Origin of the sequence: Pseudomonas sp. YL2 (assembly GCF_023063025.1) — a bacterium.
Lineage (GTDB): Bacteria > Pseudomonadota > Gammaproteobacteria > Pseudomonadales > Pseudomonadaceae > Aquipseudomonas > Aquipseudomonas putida_A.
Map to the genome: position 1 here is coordinate 9718 of NZ_JAJSLU010000003.1, position 19653 is coordinate 29370.

18 protein-coding genes are annotated in these 19653 nt (G+C 60.8%); 7 read left to right on the forward strand and 11 right to left on the reverse strand.

Going from position 1 to position 19653, the window contains the following annotated elements:
- Window positions 1-125: 125 nt before the first annotated feature.
- Both LVD08_RS05355 and sugE read left to right on the forward strand, forming a co-directional pair.
- Complete coding sequence (locus LVD08_RS05355; protein ID WP_247267659.1) at window positions 126-1091, forward strand: bile acid:sodium symporter family protein; 966 nt, start codon at window positions 126-128, stop codon at window positions 1089-1091.
- Between the two features lie 119 nt (window positions 1092-1210).
- Window positions 1211-1525, forward strand: a complete 315-nt coding sequence (gene sugE, locus LVD08_RS05360) for a quaternary ammonium compound efflux SMR transporter SugE (protein WP_007962927.1) — start codon at window positions 1211-1213, stop codon at window positions 1523-1525.
- Between the two features lie 123 nt (window positions 1526-1648).
- Here sugE and LVD08_RS05365 read toward each other — a convergent pair whose 3' ends face one another.
- The 4 genes from LVD08_RS05365 to LVD08_RS05380 form a co-directional block, all read right to left on the reverse strand.
- Complete coding sequence (locus tag LVD08_RS05365; RefSeq protein ID WP_247267660.1) at window positions 1649-3523, reverse strand: MFS transporter; 1875 nt, start codon at window positions 3521-3523, stop codon at window positions 1649-1651.
- Between the two features lie 97 nt (window positions 3524-3620).
- Window positions 3621-4772, reverse strand: a complete 1152-nt coding sequence (locus LVD08_RS05370; RefSeq protein ID WP_247267661.1) for a TDT family transporter — start codon at window positions 4770-4772, stop codon at window positions 3621-3623.
- Between the two features lie 105 nt (window positions 4773-4877).
- The gene (locus LVD08_RS05375) at window positions 4878-5189 is read right to left on the reverse strand and encodes a cupin domain-containing protein (RefSeq protein WP_247267662.1); all 312 of its coding nucleotides are present in this window, start codon (window positions 5187-5189) and stop codon (window positions 4878-4880) included.
- A gap of 51 nt (window positions 5190-5240) precedes the next feature.
- Window positions 5241-6428 (reverse strand): MFS transporter, encoded by a 1188-nt coding sequence (locus tag LVD08_RS05380; protein WP_247267663.1) that lies wholly within the window; start codon window positions 6426-6428, stop codon window positions 5241-5243.
- A gap of 91 nt (window positions 6429-6519) precedes the next feature.
- Between LVD08_RS05380 and LVD08_RS05385 the strand changes: the two genes are divergently transcribed.
- Together LVD08_RS05385 and LVD08_RS05390 are read left to right on the forward strand one after the other, a co-directional pair.
- Window positions 6520-7062, forward strand: a complete 543-nt coding sequence (locus tag LVD08_RS05385) for a TetR/AcrR family transcriptional regulator (RefSeq protein WP_247267664.1) — start codon at window positions 6520-6522, stop codon at window positions 7060-7062.
- Window positions 7063-7285: 223 nt separating this feature from the next.
- Entirely contained in the window at window positions 7286-10756 is a 3471-nt protein-coding gene (locus LVD08_RS05390) for a hybrid sensor histidine kinase/response regulator (protein WP_247267665.1), read from the forward strand.
- Between the two features lie 113 nt (window positions 10757-10869).
- Here LVD08_RS05390 and rmuC read toward each other — a convergent pair whose 3' ends face one another.
- Both rmuC and LVD08_RS05400 read right to left on the reverse strand, forming a co-directional pair.
- A complete protein-coding gene (gene rmuC, locus LVD08_RS05395) occupies window positions 10870-12234 on the reverse strand; it encodes a DNA recombination protein RmuC (RefSeq protein ID WP_202371152.1) in 1365 nt (454 codons plus the stop codon).
- Window positions 12235-12409: 175 nt separating this feature from the next.
- Window positions 12410-12733 (reverse strand): sel1 repeat family protein, encoded by a 324-nt coding sequence (locus LVD08_RS05400; RefSeq protein WP_081730279.1) that lies wholly within the window; start codon window positions 12731-12733, stop codon window positions 12410-12412.
- Window positions 12734-13743: 1010 nt separating this feature from the next.
- Between LVD08_RS05400 and LVD08_RS05405 the strand changes: the two genes are divergently transcribed.
- The 3 genes from LVD08_RS05405 (at window position 13744) to LVD08_RS05415 (ending at window position 16143) form a co-directional block, all read left to right on the forward strand.
- Window positions 13744-13968 carry a hypothetical protein gene (locus LVD08_RS05405; RefSeq protein WP_007962908.1) on the forward strand — a complete coding sequence of 75 codons (225 nt, stop codon included), beginning with the start codon at window positions 13744-13746 and terminating at the stop codon, window positions 13966-13968.
- Window positions 13969-14242: 274 nt separating this feature from the next.
- Window positions 14243-14725: a hypothetical protein gene (locus LVD08_RS05410; RefSeq protein ID WP_096797718.1), complete on the forward strand. Its 483-nt coding sequence runs from the start codon at window positions 14243-14245 to the stop codon at window positions 14723-14725.
- Window positions 14726-14871: 146 nt separating this feature from the next.
- Complete coding sequence (locus LVD08_RS05415) at window positions 14872-16143, forward strand: OmpP1/FadL family transporter (protein WP_150368052.1); 1272 nt, start codon at window positions 14872-14874, stop codon at window positions 16141-16143.
- Window positions 16144-16345: 202 nt separating this feature from the next.
- Here the strand turns inward: LVD08_RS05415 and LVD08_RS05420 are convergent, their stop codons facing one another.
- From LVD08_RS05420 to LVD08_RS05435, 5 genes are all read right to left on the reverse strand, one after another.
- Entirely contained in the window at window positions 16346-16903 is a 558-nt protein-coding gene (locus LVD08_RS05420; RefSeq protein WP_247267666.1) for a glutathione peroxidase, read from the reverse strand.
- A 55-nt stretch (window positions 16904-16958) separates the two neighbouring features.
- Window positions 16959-17084 carry a hypothetical protein gene (locus LVD08_RS28025; RefSeq protein ID WP_257012810.1) on the reverse strand — a complete coding sequence of 42 codons (126 nt, stop codon included), beginning with the start codon at window positions 17082-17084 and terminating at the stop codon, window positions 16959-16961.
- A complete protein-coding gene (locus LVD08_RS05425; RefSeq protein WP_247267667.1) occupies window positions 17081-18289 on the reverse strand; it encodes an MFS transporter in 1209 nt (402 codons plus the stop codon). The genes LVD08_RS28025 and LVD08_RS05425 overlap by 4 nt, the downstream gene beginning before the upstream one ends.
- Window positions 18290-18342: 53 nt before the next feature.
- Window positions 18343-18747 (reverse strand): MarR family winged helix-turn-helix transcriptional regulator, encoded by a 405-nt coding sequence (locus LVD08_RS05430; protein ID WP_007950413.1) that lies wholly within the window; start codon window positions 18745-18747, stop codon window positions 18343-18345.
- Window positions 18748-18920: 173 nt separating this feature from the next.
- The gene (locus tag LVD08_RS05435) at window positions 18921-19652 is read right to left on the reverse strand and encodes an adenosylcobinamide-GDP ribazoletransferase (RefSeq protein WP_247267668.1); all 732 of its coding nucleotides are present in this window, start codon (window positions 19650-19652) and stop codon (window positions 18921-18923) included.
- Window position 19653 lies beyond the last annotated feature (1 nt).

A 19653-nucleotide genomic window follows, 5' to 3' on the forward strand; every position in this document is an offset into this window, starting at 1 on the left:
GGGGGGGGGGCTCCGCGGGAAGGGGGGGGTCCCACCAAACATCACCCTGCCGCCCCCCCCCCTTCCGCGAGCAACCCCGCTCCCACAATTGGTTTTGTGGTGTAACTAATAATAAGGATCGGGCCATGCGCGCACTGGCTGCACTGAGCCGCTTTGTCGGCAATACCTTCGCTTACTGGGTTCTGATTTTCGCGGTGATCGCGCTCCTGAAACCGGCGTGGTTCCTCGACCTCAAAGGCGCAATCGTGCCGCTGCTGGGGCTGGTGATGTTCGGCATGGGCCTGACCCTCAAACTCGATGACTTCGCTGCCGTCGCCCGCCATCCGTGGCGTGTGGCGTTGGGCGTGGTCGCACATTTCGTGATCATGCCCGGCGTGGCGTGGTTGCTCTGCCAGATCTTCCATCTGCCACCGGAAATCGCGGTCGGAGTGATTCTGGTCGGCTGCTGCCCAAGCGGCACCTCTTCCAACGTCATGACCTGGCTGGCCCGCGGCGATCTGGCGCTGTCGGTGGCGATTGCCGCCGTCACCACCCTCCTCGCTCCGTTGCTGACCCCGGCGCTGATCTGGCTGCTGGCTTCGGCGTGGTTGCCGGTTTCGTTCATGGAATTGTTCTGGTCGATTCTGCAAGTGGTGCTGCTGCCGATCGTGCTCGGCGTGGTCGCGCAACGCGTGCTCGGCGACAGGGTGCGCCACGCGGTGGACGTGCTGCCACTGGTGTCGGTGGTCAGCATTGTGATCATCGTCACCGCCGTAGTAGCTGCCAGTCAGGCGAAGATTGCCGAATCCGGGCTGCTGATCATGGCCGTGGTGATGCTGCACAACAGCTTCGGCTACTTGCTGGGTTACTTCACCGGGCGCCTGTTCAAGTTGCCACTGGCGCAGCGCAAGTCGCTGGCGCTGGAAGTCGGCATGCAGAACTCGGGGTTGGGCGCGGCCTTGGCCAGCGCGCACTTTTCGCCGCTGGCGGCGGTGCCGAGCGCGTTGTTCAGCGTCTGGCACAACATTTCCGGGGCGTTGCTCTCGACGTACTTCCGGCGCATGAGCGAGAAAGAAGACCGTGAGGCGCTAGCGCAGCAGCCGGCCGACTGACCGGCAAACTTGATCCCCGGATTAATGCTCGGCAGACTGTTGCGCTACGCGGGGACGACCCTGCGGCTCGATCGAGTTATCAATCTGGGGACGGCCCCGTCAATCGATGGAGGTCTCTTATGTCCTGGATCATTCTGTTTTTCGCCGGCCTGTTCGAAGTCGGCTGGGCCGTCGGCCTGAAATACACCGACGGCTTCACCCGCCCGCTCCCCACCGTCCTGACCGTTGCGGCCATGGCCATCAGCCTTGGCCTGCTGGGTCTGGCAATGAAGGAATTGCCGCTGGGTACGGCTTATGCAATCTGGACCGGGGTCGGTGCCGTGGGCACGGTGATTGCCGGGATCATTCTGTTTGGCGAGTCGATGGCGCTGATTCGGCTGGCCAGTGTGGCGTTGATCGTTACCGGGTTGATTGGCCTCAAGGTCAGCGCTTAGGCCACTGGCCCCATCGCTGGCAAGCCAGCTCCCACAGGGATCTGCGGTGAACACAAATCTTGTGTAAATCCAGAAAACCTGTGGGAGCTGGCTTGCCAGCGATGAGGGCTGATCAGGCGACGATTATCTGACTGCCCCGCGCAACGCCCCCACCAAACCCTGTAATTTCGCCGGCTGCGCCGCCTCAACCTCGACCGCCGAGCCCGCCACCAACGTCACCCGCGACCACAACCGCTTGAACAGCCCCTTGTTCGGATCGCGGCTGAAGAAACTCCCCCACAACCCTTGCAACGCCAGCGGAATCACCGGCACCGGCGTCTCTTCGAGAATCCGCGTCAGGCCGCCCTTGAACTCGTTGATCTCACCATCGGTGGTCAACTTGCCTTCGGGGAAGATGCACACCAGCTCACCGTCCTTCAGATACTGGGCAATCCGGGTGAAGGCTTTTTCGTAGATCTGGATGTCTTCGTTGCGTCCGGCAATCGGTATCGTCCCCGCCGTGCGGAAGATAAAGTTCAGCACCGGCAGGTTGTAGATTTTGTAGTACATGACAAAGCGAATCGGCCGACGCACCGCGCCGCCGATCAGCAGCGCATCGACGAACGACACGTGGTTGCACACCAGCAGCGCCGCGCCCTCGTCCGGGATCGCCTCAAGGTTGCGGTGCTCGACGCGGTACATGGAATGGCTGAGCAGCCAGATCATGAAACGCATGCTGAACTCGGGGACGATCTTGAAGATGTAGGCGTTGACGCCGATGTTCAGCAGCGACACCACCAGAAACAGCTGCGTAATCGACAGTTTGACCACACTCAGCAACACGATCGAAACGATCGCCGAGACCACCATAAACAGAGCGTTGAGAATGTTGTTGGCGGCAATCACCCGCGCCCGCTCGTTTTCAGCGGTGCGCGACTGGATCAAGGCGTACAGCGGCACGATATAGAAACCGCCAAAAATACCGAGGCCGAGAATGTCGACCAGCACCGCCCAGGTATGCGCAAAACCCAGCACTTCAGTCCAGCTGTGGCCGGTGACACTTTCCGGGACACCACCGGAATGCCACCACAGCAGCAGGCCAAACACAGTCAGACCGAACGAGCCGAACGGCACCAGACCGATCTCGACCTTGCGCCCGGAGAGCTTCTCGCACAGCATCGAACCCAGCGCAATGCCTACTGAAAACACCGTGAGAATCAGCGTCACCACGGTTTCGTCGCCGTGCATCCATTCCTTGGCGTAGGCCGGGATCTGCGTCAGGTAAATCGCCCCGACAAACCAGAACCACGAGTTGCCGACAATCGAACGCGACACCGCAGGCGTCTGGCCCAGACCGAGTTTCAGCGTGGCCCAGGACTGGCTGAAGATGTTCCAGTTCAGACGCATTTCCGGCGACGCCGCCGCTGCACGGGGAATGCTGCGACTGGCGAGATAACCGAGCACCGCAATCCCGACAATCGCGGTCGAAACCAGCGGCGCGTAGTGCGTCGAGGACATGATGATCCCGGCGCCGATGGTCCCGGCGAGAATCGCCAGAAACGTGCCCATCTCCACCAGCCCGTTGCCGCCAACCAGTTCATCCTCACGCAACGCCTGCGGCAGGATCGAATACTTCACCGGCCCGAACAGCGCCGAATGCGTGCCCATGGCGAACAGTGCCACCAGCATCAGCGACAGGTGATCGAACAGGAAACCGATCGATCCTACGGCCATGATCGCGATCTCCGCGAGCTTGATCAGACGAATCAACGCGTCCTTGGCGAATTTTTCCCCGAACTGCCCGGCCAACGCCGAAAACAGAAAGAACGGCAGGATAAACAGCAGCGCGCACAGGTTGACCCAGATCGAACGGTCACCTTCGATGGTCAGCCGATACAGAATGGCGAGGATCAGCGATTGCTTGAACACGTTGTCGTTGAACGCGCCCAGCGACTGCGTGATGAAAAACGGCAGAAAGCGCCGAGTGCGAAGCAGGTTGAACTGTGAGGGGTGACTCATCTTCCGTGTTTCCCTGAGGTCGGTAGAGAATGGCCTGGATCTGCTTATTGGAATCTCGATCGGCGTTCCAGGCCACACCTTACCTAAACTTTTCAGGTTATTTCTTCAACCCTGCAATACAAGGTGAGACAAACAGCTCACCGCGCCACGCGCCTTGCACGGTGCGTTTACCGACGATCAGCCACATCACCGCCAGCAGGCTCACCAGCATGCAGCCGACCACGCTGAAAAAACCGAGGTTCAGCGTGCTGGCGAGCTTGAGGGTCGCCAGCGAATACACGCCCAGCGGGAAGGTAAAACCCCACCAGCCGAGGTTGAACGGGATGCCGTCACGCAGGTAACGCGCGGTGATCAGCAGCGCCATCAACATCCACCACAAGCCGAAGCCCCACAGGGTGATACCGGCGATCAGCCCCACGCCCGCAGCGATTTCACCGATGCCCGGCAGGCCGTTGGCGGCGAAGATCGCCGGTGCATCAGCGCCCAGCAGCAACATGCCCAACGCACCGGTACCGATCGGGCCGAGGGCCAGCCAGCTCGAAGCGGCCATGTTTTCGTGGGGCAGTTTATGCAGGGCCATGCGCAGCAGCAGGATGGTAAGAATGCTGAACGCCACCGGCAGGGAAAATGCCCAGAGCACGTAGCTGGTGGTCAGCACCACCAGTTGCGCATGGGCATCAGCCAGATGCGGCGCGAGCAAGCCACCGCTGGCCGCTGCCACTTCTGCGGCGACTACCGGCAACAGCCAGACCGCGGTCATCTGGTCGATGCTGTGTTCCTGGCGGGTAAACATCATGTAGGGGATCAACACGCCGCAGGCCAGCGACATCGCCACGTCGAGCCACCACAGTACTTCGGCAAGATGAATCACCCCCTCACCCCAGCGTGGCAGACCGAACAGCAGAAAGCCGTTGATGATGGTCGCCAGGCCCATGGGAATGGTGCCGAAGAACATCGATACGGTGGAGTGGCCGAAGATCCGCCGCGCTTCATCGAAGAATAAAATCCAGCGCGCGGCATAAGCGAAGGTAAACAGGGTGAACAACAGAATGTTGAACAGCCACAAACCTTCGGCCACCGCGTGCAACCCGGGAATCGCCACCGGCAGTTGCGCCAGCGCCAGGGCCAGCACGCCGGTACCCATGGTCGCGGCGAACCAGTTCGGGGTGAATTGACGGATCACTTCACGCGGATGCTGAAGCTGGCTGAACGGCTTGATGCCGGGTTTGGCAATGTTGGGGCAAGTCATCATGAACTCCTGTCCTCTGGTGAGGTTGAGCCCATGGTAGAACCGAATCGAATATCTATATAACGGGTAATTTCTCTATCTGTTATCTACTTTACAGATAAGCAGTCAAACACTGCCTTCGCTCTCGATCACCAGAATCCGCGCCGCGCCCCGTGGATGCGCCACGTGCTCGGTGCCGACCGAGGCGTAGAAGATATCGCCAACCTCAAGCAGCACCTGTTTTTCTTCGCCCTGTTCGCGATAGTGCATCTGCACCTGCCCATCGAGCACCACGAACACTTCCTCACCATCGTTGACGTGCCATTTGTACGGCTGATCAGTCCAGTGCAGGCGTGTGGTGATGCCGTTCATGTTGGCGATGTCCAGTCCACCCCAGGCACGCTCGGCGGTGAACGACTTGCTGCGGATAATCTTCATCTGTCGATCCGTGAAAAGAAGGCCGGACAAAGGTAGCTGAAACCATCACGTTTATGGAGTGCTGCAAGCCTTCACTGCTTGCGGGCGCAGGCTGAGCAACAGCGCGGCGACGGCAAGGACGATCAATCCGGCGCCATAGCCGTCGGTGGTCGCCAGCAACCCATAGGCTCGGGTCAAATGCCCGGCCAACAAGGCCGGCAGGCAGAACGCCAGATAACTCAGCGCGTAGTACGCCGACATCAAACCGGCCCGTTCATGCGGCAGGGCCAACGGCACCAGGCTGCGCACCGCGCCGAGGAAACCCGAGCCAAAGCCGCAACCGGCAACCAGTGTGCCGAGGAAAAACAGCGCCAGACTGGCGCTGTGCACGCCGAGCAAAATCAGCAGCACGCCGATAGGCAGCAGACTGGCGCCGATTTGCAGGGCTTTGCCGGCGGGACGATTGCGCAAAGTGAAGATCATCAGCGCCCCGGTCACGGTCAACGCCGAAACGGTAGCGCCGCCGATCAGGTTCGAAGTCGAACCGGTAGCAGTGCGCACCAGCGACGGTGCCAGTGAGGCAAAAAAGCCGCCGAGGGCCCAGGTTGCGGTGTTCAGTGGCAGCACACGCCACAAGGTCGAACGCGCCTGAACCGGCACATGCAGGGTTGGCCGCAGCGAAGCCCAGGCCCCGGCTTGTGGAGTGACGCTTTCCGGTAGACGCCAGACATACACCGCCTGCAACACAAACAGCGCCAGCAGCAGCCAGTAAGTCAGTTGCAACGGCGCCGGGGCGAACTCGGCCAGCAAGCCGCAGCCCATGCTGCCCAGCGCCATGCCGAGCAACGGTGCGACGCTGTTGATCAACGGCCCTTGCTGACGGTCGGTGTCGAGCAGCGTCGCGCTCAAAACAGCGGTGGCCATGCCGGTGGCAAAACCCTGCAATACGCGGGCGCTGATCAGCCAGGCAACACTGTCGGCGTTGATAAACAGCAACATCGCTAGCGCATTGAGCAGCACGGCAGTGAAAATCACCGGTTTACGTCCCAGGTGATCGGACAGCGATCCGACCGTCAGCAGCGCCGCCAGCAGACTCAGCGCATACACGCCGAAAATCAGGGTCAGCACCGCTGCCGAGAAGTGCAGTTGATCCTGATACAGGTGATACAACGGCGTCGGCGCCGTGGAAGCGGCGAGAAAACTGAGTAAGGTGATCGCCAGAAAAATCAGGCTGCCACGGTTGGAAGCAAGGCTGGTCATGGGCACACTCCGCAAAAGCTAATTTTTTGCTTTTGCGGAGTGTGCTCTCGGCTTTGGCTTAAAGCAAATTCTTTGTGTTAAGGTCTGACGCATGGCTATTAAAGAAGGTTTACGCCCGGGCGGGCGCAGTGCCCGGGTGCAAGAGTCGATTCATTCGGCAGTCCGCGCACTTCTGCAAGAACAGGAGCGCAGCACCGTGACCGTCCCGCAAATCGCGGCGCGCGCCGGGGTCACGCCGTCGACGATCTATCGGCGCTGGGGTGATCTGGCAGCATTGCTCGCCGACGTCGCCCTCGCCCGCATGCGCCCTGACAGCGAACCGGCGGTGACCGGTGACCTGCGCGGTGATATCCGCGCCTGGGCCGAGCAATATCTGGACGAAATGAGTTCGGAGCCGGGGCGCAACATGATGCGCGACGTGCAGGCCAGCGCCACGCCGGGGTACTGCGTGACGATTCTTGGTGCGCAGTTGCAGACCATCATCGAGCGTCACCCTGACGAGCCGGCGCCGAGTGTTGATCGGTTGATCAATCTGGTGGTGGCGCCGGTGGTGTTCCGGATTCTGTTTTCGGCGGCGGCGCTGGAGGTGGATGAACTGCATCGGTTGATCGATATCGCACTGCAACAGGACTGACGCCATCGCGAGCAGGCTCACTCCTACTATTGGAATGCGTTCCACCTGTAGGAGTGAGCCTGCTCGCGATGGGGCCTGATGAGTCACCCCAAAAACCACCCGGTTTCAAACCTGCGACACCCCGCCACGCCACGACCTTGGTCGACACTGACTAACCGCCATACTCATGCGAGACTGTCCGCCCGGGCAGGACTGCCGGGGAGTCTTTTGTCGGGAGTGTTGCATGTCGCTGTCCACCGGGCTGATCGCCGCCGTCGCCCTGGCCTATATGGCCATCATGTTCGCCATCGCCTTCTACGGCGACCGTCGCAGCACACCGTTGCCGCCGCGGATGCGCGCGTGGGTGTACAGCCTGTCACTGGCGGTTTATTGCACCAGTTGGACGTTCTTCGGCGCCGTCGGCCAAGCCGCCGAACAGCTGTGGTCATTCCTGCCGATCTACCTCGGACCGATCCTGTTGCTGCTGGGCGCGCCGTGGGTCCTGCAGAAAATGGTGATGATCAGCAAGCAGGAGAACATCACCTCGATTGCCGACTTCATCGCCGCGCGCTACGGCAAATCGCAATCGCTGGCGGTGGTGGTGGCGCTGATCTGTCTGGTTGGCGTCCTGCCCTATATCGCTCTGCAACTCAAAGGCATCGTCCTCGGCGTGAACCTGCTGATCGGCGCCGGTGCCGACGCCATGGGTACCCGCGCCCAGGACACCGCGCTGATCGTCTCGCTGGTATTGGCGCTGTTCACCATCGTCTTCGGTACGCGCAACCTCGATGCCACCGAGCACCACCGCGGCATGGTGCTGGCGATTGCCTTTGAATCGCTGGTCAAGTTGTTCGCCTTTCTCGCCGTTGGCGCGTTCGTGACCTATGGCCTGTACGACGGTTTTGACGACCTGTTCAATCAGGCGATGCTCGCGCCGCGCCTTGAGGAATACTGGAAGGAAACGATCAACTGGCCGTCGATGGTGGTGCAGACCGGGGTGGCGATGATGGCGATCATCTGCCTGCCACGGCAGTTTCACGTCACGGTGGTGGAGAACATCGACCCGCAGGACCTGCGCCTGGCCAAGTGGGTGTTTCCGGCGTATCTGGCGCTGGCCGCGCTGTTCGTGGTGCCGATCGCCCTCGCCGGGCAGATGATGCTGCCGAGTCACGTGCTGCCCGACTCGTTCGTGATCAGTCTGCCGCTGGCCCAGGCCCATCCGGCCCTGGCGTTGCTGGCGTTCATCGGCGGCGCGTCGGCGGCCACCGGCATGGTGATTGTGGCCAGCGTGGCACTGTCGACCATGGTCTCCAACGACATGCTTTTGCCGTGGTTGCTGCGTCGTAACAACGCCGAGCGCCCGTTCGAGGTGTTCCGCCAGTGGATGCTATCGGTGCGCCGCGTGAGCATCGTGCTGATTCTGTTGCTGGCCTACGTCAGCTACCGCTTGCTCGGCTCCACGGCGAGCCTGGCGACCATCGGCCAGATCGCCTTCGCCGCCGTCACCCAACTGGCCCCGGCGATGCTCGGCGCGCTGTACTGGAAACAGGCCAACCGCCGTGGGGTGTTCGCCGGTCTGGCCGCCGGTACGTTCCTCTGGTTTTACACGCTGATCCTGCCGATTGCCGCCCACAGCCTCGGCTGGTCGCTGAGCACGTTCCCGGGCCTTTCGTGGCTGCACAGTAACCCGCTGAACCTGCCGATCACCCCGCTGACCCAAGGCGTGGTGCTGTCGCTGGCGGGCAACTTCACCTTGTTCGCCTGGGTCTCGGTTCTGTCGCGCACCCGGGTTTCGGAACACTGGCAGGCCGGGCGCTTCATCGGCCAGGAAATCAGCGCGCGGCCGAGTGCGCGCTCGATGCTGGCGGTGCAGATTGATGATTTGCTGCAACTGGCGGCACGCTTTGTCGGTGAAGAGCGCGCGCGACAGAGCTTCATTCGTTTCGCCTACCGGCAGGGCAAGGGCTTCAACCCGAACCAGAACGCCGATGGCGAATGGATCGCCCACACCGAACGCTTGTTGGCCGGTGTGCTCGGTGCTTCGTCGACGCGCGCGGTGGTAAAAGCCGCCATCGAAGGTCGGGAAATGCAGTTGGAGGACGTCGTCCGGATCGCTGACGAAGCCTCGGAAGTGCTGCAGTTCAACCGCGCCTTGCTGCAAGGCGCGATCGAAAACATTACCCAGGGCATCAGCGTGGTCGACCAGTCGCTGAAGCTGGTGGCGTGGAACCGCCGCTATCTGGAGTTGTTCAACTACCCGGACGGTTTGATCAGCGTCGGCCGGCCGATTGCCGACATCATTCGCTACAACGCCGAACGCGGCTTGTGCGGCCCCGGCGAGGCGGAAGTCCACGTTGCCCGGCGCCTGCACTGGATGCGTCAGGGCCGCGCGCACACGTCCGAACGCCTATTCCCAAATGGCCGGGTGATCGAGCTGATCGGCAACCCAATGCCCGGTGGCGGTTTCGTCATGAGTTTCACCGACATCACCGCGTTCCGCGAAGCCGAGCAGGCGCTGACCGAGGCCAACGAAGGTTTGGAGCAACGGGTCAGCGAGCGCACCCAAGAGCTATCGCAGCTCAACGTCGCACTGACCGAAGCCAAGGGCCATGCCGAGGCCGCGAATCAGTCGAAAACCCGTTTCCTCGCCGCCGTCAGCCATGACTTGATGCAGCCGTTGAACGCCGCGCGCCTGTTCTCTGCCGCCCTCTCCCATCAGGACGACGGCTTGAGCAGCGAGGCGCAGAAACTGGTGCAACACCTCGACAGCTCGCTGCGTTCGGCAGAAGACCTGATCAGCGACCTGCTGGATATTTCCCGCCTGGAAAACGGCAAGATCAACCCGGATCGCAAGCCGTTCGCGCTCAATGAGCTGTTCGATACGCTCGGCGCCGAATTCAAGGCGCTGGCCCAGGAACAAGGTCTGACTTTCCGCGTGCGAGGCAGCCAGTTGCGCATCGACAGCGACATCAAATTGCTGCGGCGGATTCTGCAGAACTTCCTGACCAACGCTTTCCGCTACGCCAAAGGGCCAGTGTTGTTAGGCGTGCGCCGACGTGGCGGCGAACTGTGTCTGGAAGTGTGGGATCGCGGGCCGGGGATTCCGGAAGACAAACAACAAGTGATTTTCGAGGAGTTCAAGCGCCTCGACAGCCATCAGACCCGCGCCGAAAAAGGTCTTGGGCTGGGCCTGGCGATTGCCGACGGTTTATGTCGCGTGCTCGGCCACACCCTGCGCGTACGCTCGTGGCCGGGGCGCGGCAGCGTGTTCAGTGTCAGCGTACCGCTGGCCCGGGCGCAATCACTGCCGCAGAACACCGCGGTGGAGTTAAATGGCCGCTTGCTCAGCGGCGCGCAGGTGCTGTGCATCGACAATGAAGACAGCATTCTGATTGGCATGAACAGCCTGCTGACCCGCTGGGGCTGTCAGGTATGGACGGCGCGCAATCGCGAGGAATGCGCGGCGCTGCTCAACGATGGCGTGCGACCGCAACTGGCACTGGTCGACTATCACCTCGACCACGGCGACACTGGAACCGAGCTGATGGCGTGGTTGCGCACCACGCTGGGTGAGCCGGTACCAGGGGTGGTGATCAGCGCCGATGGTCGTCCGGAGACGGTGGCGCAGGTGCATGCGGCGGGGCTGGATTATCTGGCCAAACCGGTGAAACCGGCGGCGTTGCGGGCGTTGTTGAGTCGGTATGTGCCGTTGTAACCGTTCGACTTGAGTGTTGCAGCGCTACCACTGACGCCTTCGCGAGCAAGCCCGCTCCCACTTTTGGAATGCATTTCACTGTGGGAGCGAGGCTGCTCGCGAAGCTCTTCGGGTTATTCCGGGAGCTCGACCAGCCCATCGACATCGGTCATCGCCCGCTCCAGCAGATCCGCCGGCAAACTCTTGCTGGCCCGCGCGCCGAGCAATTTGAGCTGCTCACTGCGGCTGACCAGGTTGCCGCGCCCTTCCGTGAGTTTGTTGCGCGCCGAGCTGTAGGCCTTGTCCAGCTGTTGCAGGCGATTGCCGACTTCGTCCAGATCCTGAATGAACAGTACGAACTTGTCGTACAGCCAGCCGGCACGCTCAGCGATTTCCCGGGCGTTCTGGCTCTGCCGCTCCTGCTTCCACAGGCTGTCGATCACCCGTAACGTCGCCAGCAACGTGGTCGGACTGACGATCACGATGTTGCGGTCGAACGCCTCCTGAAACAGCGCCGGCTCAGCTTGCAATGCAGCGGAAAACGCCGCCTCGATCGGCACGAACAGCAAGACGAAATCGAGGCTGTGCAGGCCTTCCAGACGCTTGTAATCCTTGCCGGCGAGGCCTTTGACGTGGCTGCGCAGAGACAGCACGTGCTGCTTGATCGCGATCTGGCCGAGGGTGTCGTCTTCAGCGGCGACGTACTGCTGATAGGCAGTGAGGCTGACCTTGGAGTCGACCACCACCTGCTTGTCGCCCGGCAGGTAAATGATCACGTCCGGCTGGAAGCGCTCGCCGTCTGGCCCCTTGAGGTTGACCTGCGTCTGGTACTCGCGGCCCTTCTCCAGCCCCGCGTGTTCCAGCACCCGTTCAAGAATCAGTTCACCCCAGTTGCCTTGGGTCTTCTGGCCTTTGAGGGCGCGGGTCAGGTTGGTCGCTTCGTCACTCAGGCGCAGGTTAAGCGCTTGCAGACGCTCCAGTTCCTTGGCCAGCGAGAAGCGTTCGCGGGCTTCGGCCTGATAGCTTTCTTCCACGCGTTTTTCGAAGGATTGGATGCGTTCTTTCAGCGGATCGAGCAACTGCCCGAGGCGCTGTTGACTGGTCTCGGCAAAACGCTGTTCACGTTCATCGAAGATCTTCCCTGCCAGCTCGGCGAATTGCGCGCGCAGCTCATCGCGCGAGCCTTGCAGGTCGTTGAGGCGTTGTTGATGGCTTTCCTGTTGCTCGCGCAGTTCGGCGTTGAGCGACGCGGCCTGAGCGTCGAGACGCCGCAATTCGGCTTCTTTGTTGGCGCGCTCGATGTTCCACGCGTGGGAAGCGTCACGGGCATCATCGCGCTCGATCTGCAGCAGCTCGACTTCGCGGCGCAGGGCCGCCAGCTCCGCCTGTTTGGCGGCATTGGCCTGGCCGAGGTCGACGATTTCATCGCGGCTGGCTTCAAGTTGGGCGTTGAGCCCGTCCTGCGCCAGTTGCGCCATGGCCAGACGCTCTTCGAGCAAGGCGACCTCGGCTTGCCGATCACTGGCCCGCCGTTGCAGTTGCCAGGCCAGCGCCAGCAGCGGCAATCCCGCGCCCGCCAGACCCAGCAACACGCTGGTCAAGTCCATAGCCATAGCCACTCCTGCCGATTCGATAAAGCCTGAAGGTTAACCAAGGCGTGGGGCGTTGGACAGCTCAGTCTTCGAGCAGACCGAGTTCGCGTTGTGCACGCCGGTCGCCGGCGCGGGCGGCCTGGCGCAGCAGATCCTGCCCGATGCGCCGATCACGGGCATTGCCGCACTCGCGGCACATCAATTGGCCGAGACGACTTTGCGCGGCGACCACGCCTTCGCGCGCCGGTTGCTTGAGCAGACGCCCCGCCAGATGCTTGGCATTACGGCTATCGCCCAGGCGCGGGCTGTCGAGCAGCCATTCGGCCACACGCACGGAAAATCGCTTGGGAGGGGTAACACGAGGGTGTTCGGAGGTAACAGAGTCTGATACTGAGCGAAACTTCATAAAACACTGTGGGACAGATCGGAAGGCGCGCCACTCTACTCTCTTTTTCATACAGGTAAAGTCGAAAAAAACCCGGCACGCCCGTCCTAGAGCAAGCGCTAGGGACAATCCACAGAAGCTGTGGATAACTCAGTGGACAACCGCTCCCGAACCTCCGCAAAGCCTTGTGGAATGGGGCTCGCAGTCAAACTGACGATTTTTTCACCAACAAAAAAAGACGATATTTTTCATTGACTTAAACTTTTGATACAGGCAGCCATCGGGGTCAGGATTGATATGACAGCAAGGTTACCGTCTGCGCAACTAATGTGCACAAGTACCTGTTACCCGGTTATATCGATGCGCTTTTTTGGCCCGTTTTGCGCCTCGGACTGGGGATAAGCGGGTTGGCGCTGGGCATGGCTGCACGCTTTTGTGGCGACGGATGGTTTCTTCGCGAGCAGGCTCGCTCCTACAATCGGCCCCGTTCTCCTGTGGGAGCGAGCCTGCTCGCGAAGGGGCCAGCCCTGTCCCCCGTGATCCGCGCCACCGACCGAAATCTTTTTTTGCCGCCGGGTTTGCATTGCCCAGGACGTTCCGTTACTATCCGCGGCGTTAGTACCAAGCTGAAAGTCAATTCCGGTCGAACACATCCCCACGGTCAACCTTCTTCCCAGAAGCCCTTCACCGAAAAAAGCGGGAACGACCCCTCGATGGTTTCCAGGTAAATCTTGCGCCGACACTGCCTTTGAATGAATGCAAAGGGTGTTGCGAAGACCACTTACTCTGACCGAACCAGCCTGCAAATTGATCAGGATCTTCACCCCGGGCCCAGAACCTTTGCCCTCGATGTGTTGCCTGTCCTCCTAAGTACCTACCTGCCAGCCCAAGCGCGCCAACTTATCAGCGCTTCAAACTGGCTGCTTTGTTCCAGTCGGGTTCTTTGTTCGACCAATGGTGGTCGACATTACTGGAACGTTTTAACGTTGCACGGTTCTTATCCGTGTCATTTGTAGGAACACCTAATAACTATGTCTACTCAAATCCAGACTCAGGATGCCATTCGCACCCTAACCAACGCTTTTGCCCCAATGAACTGCCTGATCATGGCCGCTCGCAAAGGCTGCTTCAGCTTCACCGTGGTCAATGAACACGGGATCGCTCGCCACAGCGAGCGTCTGTACCCCGATCAATACTCCAGCGCCGAACCGCTGCAGGCCATTATTGATCGTACGCGTCAGGCATTGATTGCCTGAGAGCCGAAAAGGCTGCAAAAGCAAAAGCCCCGCACAAAATGCGGGGTTTTTTATTGCCCGATATTTCGCTTTTAGCCATTCACGCCTAAGCACCTTCGGATATAACGCCTGTGGCTCGCTGCCGGAAATATTTTAAAAACAGGCCTTTACGTCGCGAATATGACACTACACTTCAACTCAAGCGGCTTGATCCGCTTTCGGCGAGCCTGAGTCGATCCACTGCTGCCAAGGCCCTTTCAGGTATCGCCGCCCAATTACAAGATCCGAGGGTTTTATGGGTATCGCTGCCAGCGAACTGTGCCGCTATGTGATCCGTCCCACACTGATCTATCTGGGACGCCACTGCGCAACTGCCGAATCCCTGCTACTGGGCATTGCCGCCAGCCAGTCCGCCCTCGGTTCCGCCCTGCATGACCGCCGTGGCCACGGCCTCTACCGGATTGCCGAGCACCGCCACCAGGCCCTTTGGGATCACTATCTGGCGCTCGATCCGGAGCGTGCGAGCCTGGTTCGCGGCCTCGCCAGCCAACATGCTTTTTTGAGCGGCCCGCACCTGGAATTGACCGTCAACCTGCGTTACGCCACCGCCATCGCCTGGCTGCTGGTAGAAGAACAACACACCACCCTCCCCGCCCCGGACGATCTGCTGGGCATGGCGCGCATCTGGCGTCAGACCTTCCAGCCGCAAGGTCGTCTGCGCGACTTCACCTACGCCTGGCAAACCTGTGTTTCACCGGTGAATCAGGTCGCGTGTTGACTGGCGAGTTTTAGAAGATCGCTCAACAGGTCGCGAATCTGGTCGGATTGTCCTACAAAACCGCTCTAACTCAAGCCATAGGGACTATAGCGCTGGGACGAAAATGTTGGTAATTTTCGCCCCGGTGATCACCAGGAGTTCTAATAATGAAAAAAGTCATGCTCAAAACCACCCTTAGCCTCGCCGTTACCATGGCATCCACCCAGATCTTCGCAGCTGGCTTTGCCATCAACGAACACAGCATCAGCGGGATGGGCACTGGTTACGCTGGGCGATCCTCTTCTGCCGACGACGCAAGCACTGTTTATGGCAACCCTGCCGGCATGTCGCGCATCACGCGCGAACAAGTCACCGGCGGTGTTGCATTCCTCGATGCCAAGACCGATATCAGCGACGCCAGCTCCAGCCCTAACGGCGGCAGCAACAAAGGCGACATGGTGCCCTTCACCTCTGTACCTATGGGCTTCTACGTCAAACCGATCGATGAGCATTGGGCATTCGGCCTCGGCGTGTACGTGCCGTTCGGCCTGATTACCGACTACGAAAAAGGCTTTGGCGGCCGTTACTTCGGCAGCAAGTCCGAAGTACAAGTCATCACTTTCCAGCCAACTGTCAGCTACAAATTCAACGACGTGGTGTCGATCGGTTTCGGTCCGACCATCAACCGCATCGACGGCACGCTGGAATCCAACCTGTCGATCACTCAAGCTGCGCCGGACGGCAAGGTCAAGATCAAGGGTGACGACACCGCGCTGGGCTACAACATCGGCGTGCTGGTACAGGCCACCGACACCACTCGTCTGGGTCTGACCTACCACTCGAAAGTCGATTACAAGCTCGAAGGCAACACCAAGGTCAACTACGGCGTATTGGGCGCCGTCGGCCTAAGCGCCCAACAGAAGTACGACGCTTCGCTGAAGATCACCACCCCTGAATCCGTGGACTTCTCGGTCACTCAGGCGATCAACGATCGCTGGAACGTTTACGCCGGTTCGACCTGGACCCGCTGGAGCCAGTTGAAGAAGATCACCGTTGAAAACTCGGGCGTACAGCCGCTGCTGGCCGGTCAGTTTGGCGAGATCACCGAAGACCAGAACTGGCACGACTCCTGGGCTTACGCCGTGGGTACTTCGTACCAGTTGAACAAGGAATGGGTACTGCGTACCGGTCTGACCTTCGATCAGTCGCCGACCAACAACGTCGATCGTTCGCCACGCATTCCTACTGGCGACCGCACGATCTTCAGCATCGGTGCCGGCTGGAGCCCGACCGAAGACCTGACCATCGACGTGGCTTACTCGTACCTGAAGGAAGAGTCGGTCAAGATCCACAACCAGAACGATCGTGGCCAGACCTACGATGCCAAGTATGAAAACTCGGCAAACGGTTTCGGTGTTGGCGCAACTTACCGCTTCTGATGCTGCACGGCGAGGCTAACCCCTCGCCCACAGAAAAGCCCCGCTCTCTTTACAGAAAGCGGGGCTTTTTGATGCCTGTTCAAACACCACACGCTTTTTGTGGGAGCGGGCTTGCTCGCGAATGCGGTCTGACCTTCAAAACAAGCGCTGAAAGATCCGCAGCCTTCGCGAGCAAGCCCGCTCCCACAAAAAGCGTGTGTTATCAGTTGAGCGGTTTTGAGGCGATGGCCTTTTCAACTGCCGCAATGAACTCTGGATCATCCGGCTTGGTCAGGCTGGAGAAGTTCGCGACCACCTTGCCCTGACGGTCGATCACGTATTTGTAGAAATTCCACTTCGGCGCGCTGCTCTGCTCGGCCAGCACCTTGAACAGGTGAGTGGCGTCATTGCCACGGACTTTCTGCGGCTCGGTCATGGTGAACGTCACACCGTAGTTGGCGTAGCAGACCTTGGCGGTTTCGGCGCTGTCCCTGGACTCCTGCTTGAAGTCATTGGACGGCACGCCGAGCATTTCCAGGCCTTGCGCCTTGTAATGCTGATTGAGCGCTTCGAGGCCCTCGAACTGTGGGGCGAAGCCGCAGAAACTGGCGGTATTGACCACCACCAGCGGCTTGCCGGCGTAGCGCTGGCACAGATCGACGGATTCCTTGGCGCGCAACTTGGGCAACGAACCTTGCAGCGCCTCCGGACAGTCAGCGGCCTGGGCCAGTCCGGTCAACGCCATCAGCAACGCGGGTACAGCACACCAGCGCATGAGCATGTCGGGGCATCCTTTGAGCAGTCATCAGACTCCCGACGTTACTCGCCATCCAAGCCTACAAGCAAGCGCCCAGGCCCAACTGCATTAACGCCAGGCCGCCCTGATGCCAGCCCCACCACACCAGCGCCAGCAACAGCACGCCGAGTGCGGTGAAGGCGATTTGTGGCCAGGAGCGTTTCATACGGCGCCGACAGCCGGCTGCAGACGTGCCACAGGACGCTCGCGCACTGCCCAGTTCAGCGCGGCTGCCAGCAGACTCAAGAGAATCGCCACTTGCCAGATCAAGTCATAACTCCCGGTACGGTCATACACCACCCCACCCAGCCAGCCGCCGAGGAACGAACCGAGCTGATGAAAGAGGAACACGATACCGCCGAGCATGGACAGGTTACGCACGCCAAACAAGGTCGCCACCGTGCCGTTGGTCAACGGCACCGTCGACAGCCAGAGGAAGCCCATGGCCATGCCGAACAGGTACGCCGAGGTCGTCGTCACCGGCAGCCACAGAAACAGCACGATCACCACTGCACGCAGCAGATACAACGCCGTCAGCAGTCGCGGCTTGGACATGCGCCCGCCGAGCCAGCCGGCGGTGTAAGTGCCGAAGATATTGAACAGCCCGATCAGCGCCAGCACTGTGGTGCCGACGGTTGCCGGCAGATGTTGATCAACCAGATAGGCCGGCAGATGCACGCCAATGAACACCACCTGAAAGCCGCAGACGAAAAAGCCGAACGCCAACAACCAGAAACCCGAATGCGAGCAGGCTTCGCGCAGCGCTTCGGACAAGCTCTGCTCATGACCGAGTACCGGCAGCGGCTTGTCCTTGAGCATGCTCACCAACGGCACAATCATCGCCACCAGCAAACCGAGTACCAACAGCGCCGCCGACCAGCCGAGCCAGCCGATCAAACCCAGCGTGCCCGGCAACATCGCAAACTGGCCGAACGAACCGGCAGCACTGGCGATGCCCATGCCCATGCTGCGTTTTTCCGGCGGCACCGCACGACCGACCACGCCGAGAATCACCGAGAACGACGTACCGGACAGACCGATACCGATCAACAGACCGGCACTCAGCGACAGGGTCAGTGCCGAATCGGACAGCCCCATGCACACCAGGCCTGCGGCATACAGCACGCCGCCGACCAGCACCACTTTCGCCGCCCCGAAACGGTCAGCCAGCGCGCCAGTGAACGGCTGCGCCAGACCCCAGATCAGGTTCTGCAAGGCGATCGCGAAGGCAAACACTTCGCGCCCCCAGCCGAACTGCGCACTCATCGGCGACAGGAACAGACCGAAGCCGTGTCGCACGCCCAATGACAACGCCAGAATCAGCGCACTTCCCAGCAACACCCAACCGCACGTACGCCACATCGATGTCATTGTTATTCTCCGTTCGCGGGTATATACCCGCTTAAAACCGGAAAAACCGGCCCTCAGGCCAGTTCGTCCAACAGTCGCAGCAAGGTTTCACGCTTCTCGGCGCCCAGACGATCAATCAATCGCTGTTGCGCCGCTTCCCAGGCCGGCAGCGCTGCCGCAAGGCGCTGTGCACCGGTTTCGGTGAGCCGGACGATGCGGTTACGCATGTCCTCGCCCTCGGCCAGCGCCACCAGGCCCTCGCCTTCGAGCACCCGCAGGTTGCGCCCCAGGGTGCTGCGATCCAGACCCATGGCTTCGGCCAGTTCCGAGATGCTCGGTTGATCCAGACGCTGCAGGTTGCACAGCAAAGAATACTGGGCAACGTTGATCCCGAAGCCGTCGAGAGCGCCGTCGTAATGCCTGCTGACGCCACGAGCGGCGCGACGCAGGTTGGTGCACAAACACTGAGAAGGAAGCATGATGCGTGTATATACCCGCGACTGTGTTAAATCAAGTTACATGTAGTTATTCAAGGACATTTCCGGCGCCTGACGGGCCGCCTTCGCGAGCAAGCCCGCTCCCACAGGGGAATGCATTCCAAGGGTGGGAGCGGGCTTGCTCGCGAAGAGGCCGACACGGTTATAGAGAAATCTCAGGACAACGCCAACCCCACCAACACCGCCATCTCCAGCAATTCCAGCAACGCCCCCGCCGTATCGCCGGTGGTTCCTCCCAGCCGCCGCATCATCACCCGCCGCAGCCAGACAAACCCGACCAACGCGACAACCAGCGCAACAATCGCTTTCACCCCGCCGATCAACAAACAACCCAGCGCACACGCCCCAAGCACCCACCAGCCGGCCCGGCGCGGCAGATGATCCGCCAGTGCCTGCCCCAACCCACCCGCGCGCACATACGGCGTGGTCAGAAACAGCCCCAGCAACGCCGCGCGCCCGAGCAGCGGCACGATGATCAGCATCACTGCATGCCCTTGCTCGATCAGCGCCAGCAACGCGCAGAACTTCAGCAGCAACACCAACACCAGCGTCACCACCGCGATCGGCCCGCTGCGCGGATCCTTCATGATCGTCAACGTGCGCTCGCGATCACCGAAACCACCGAGCCAGGCATCGGCGCTGTCGGCCAGTCCGTCGAGGTGCAGCGCGCCGCTGAGCAGCACCCACACTGTCAGCAACAGCGCCGCATGCAGCAACAACGGCGCGCCGGCCAACGCCAGGTTGAATGCCCAGAGGATCCCTCCGAACAGCAATCCCACCAGCGGATAAAACAACAGCGAACGCCCAAGCTGTTGCGGCTCCGGCATCCCCGGCAGACGAATCGGCAAACTGCTGAGAAATTGCAGGGCGATCCACAGTGGCAGCATC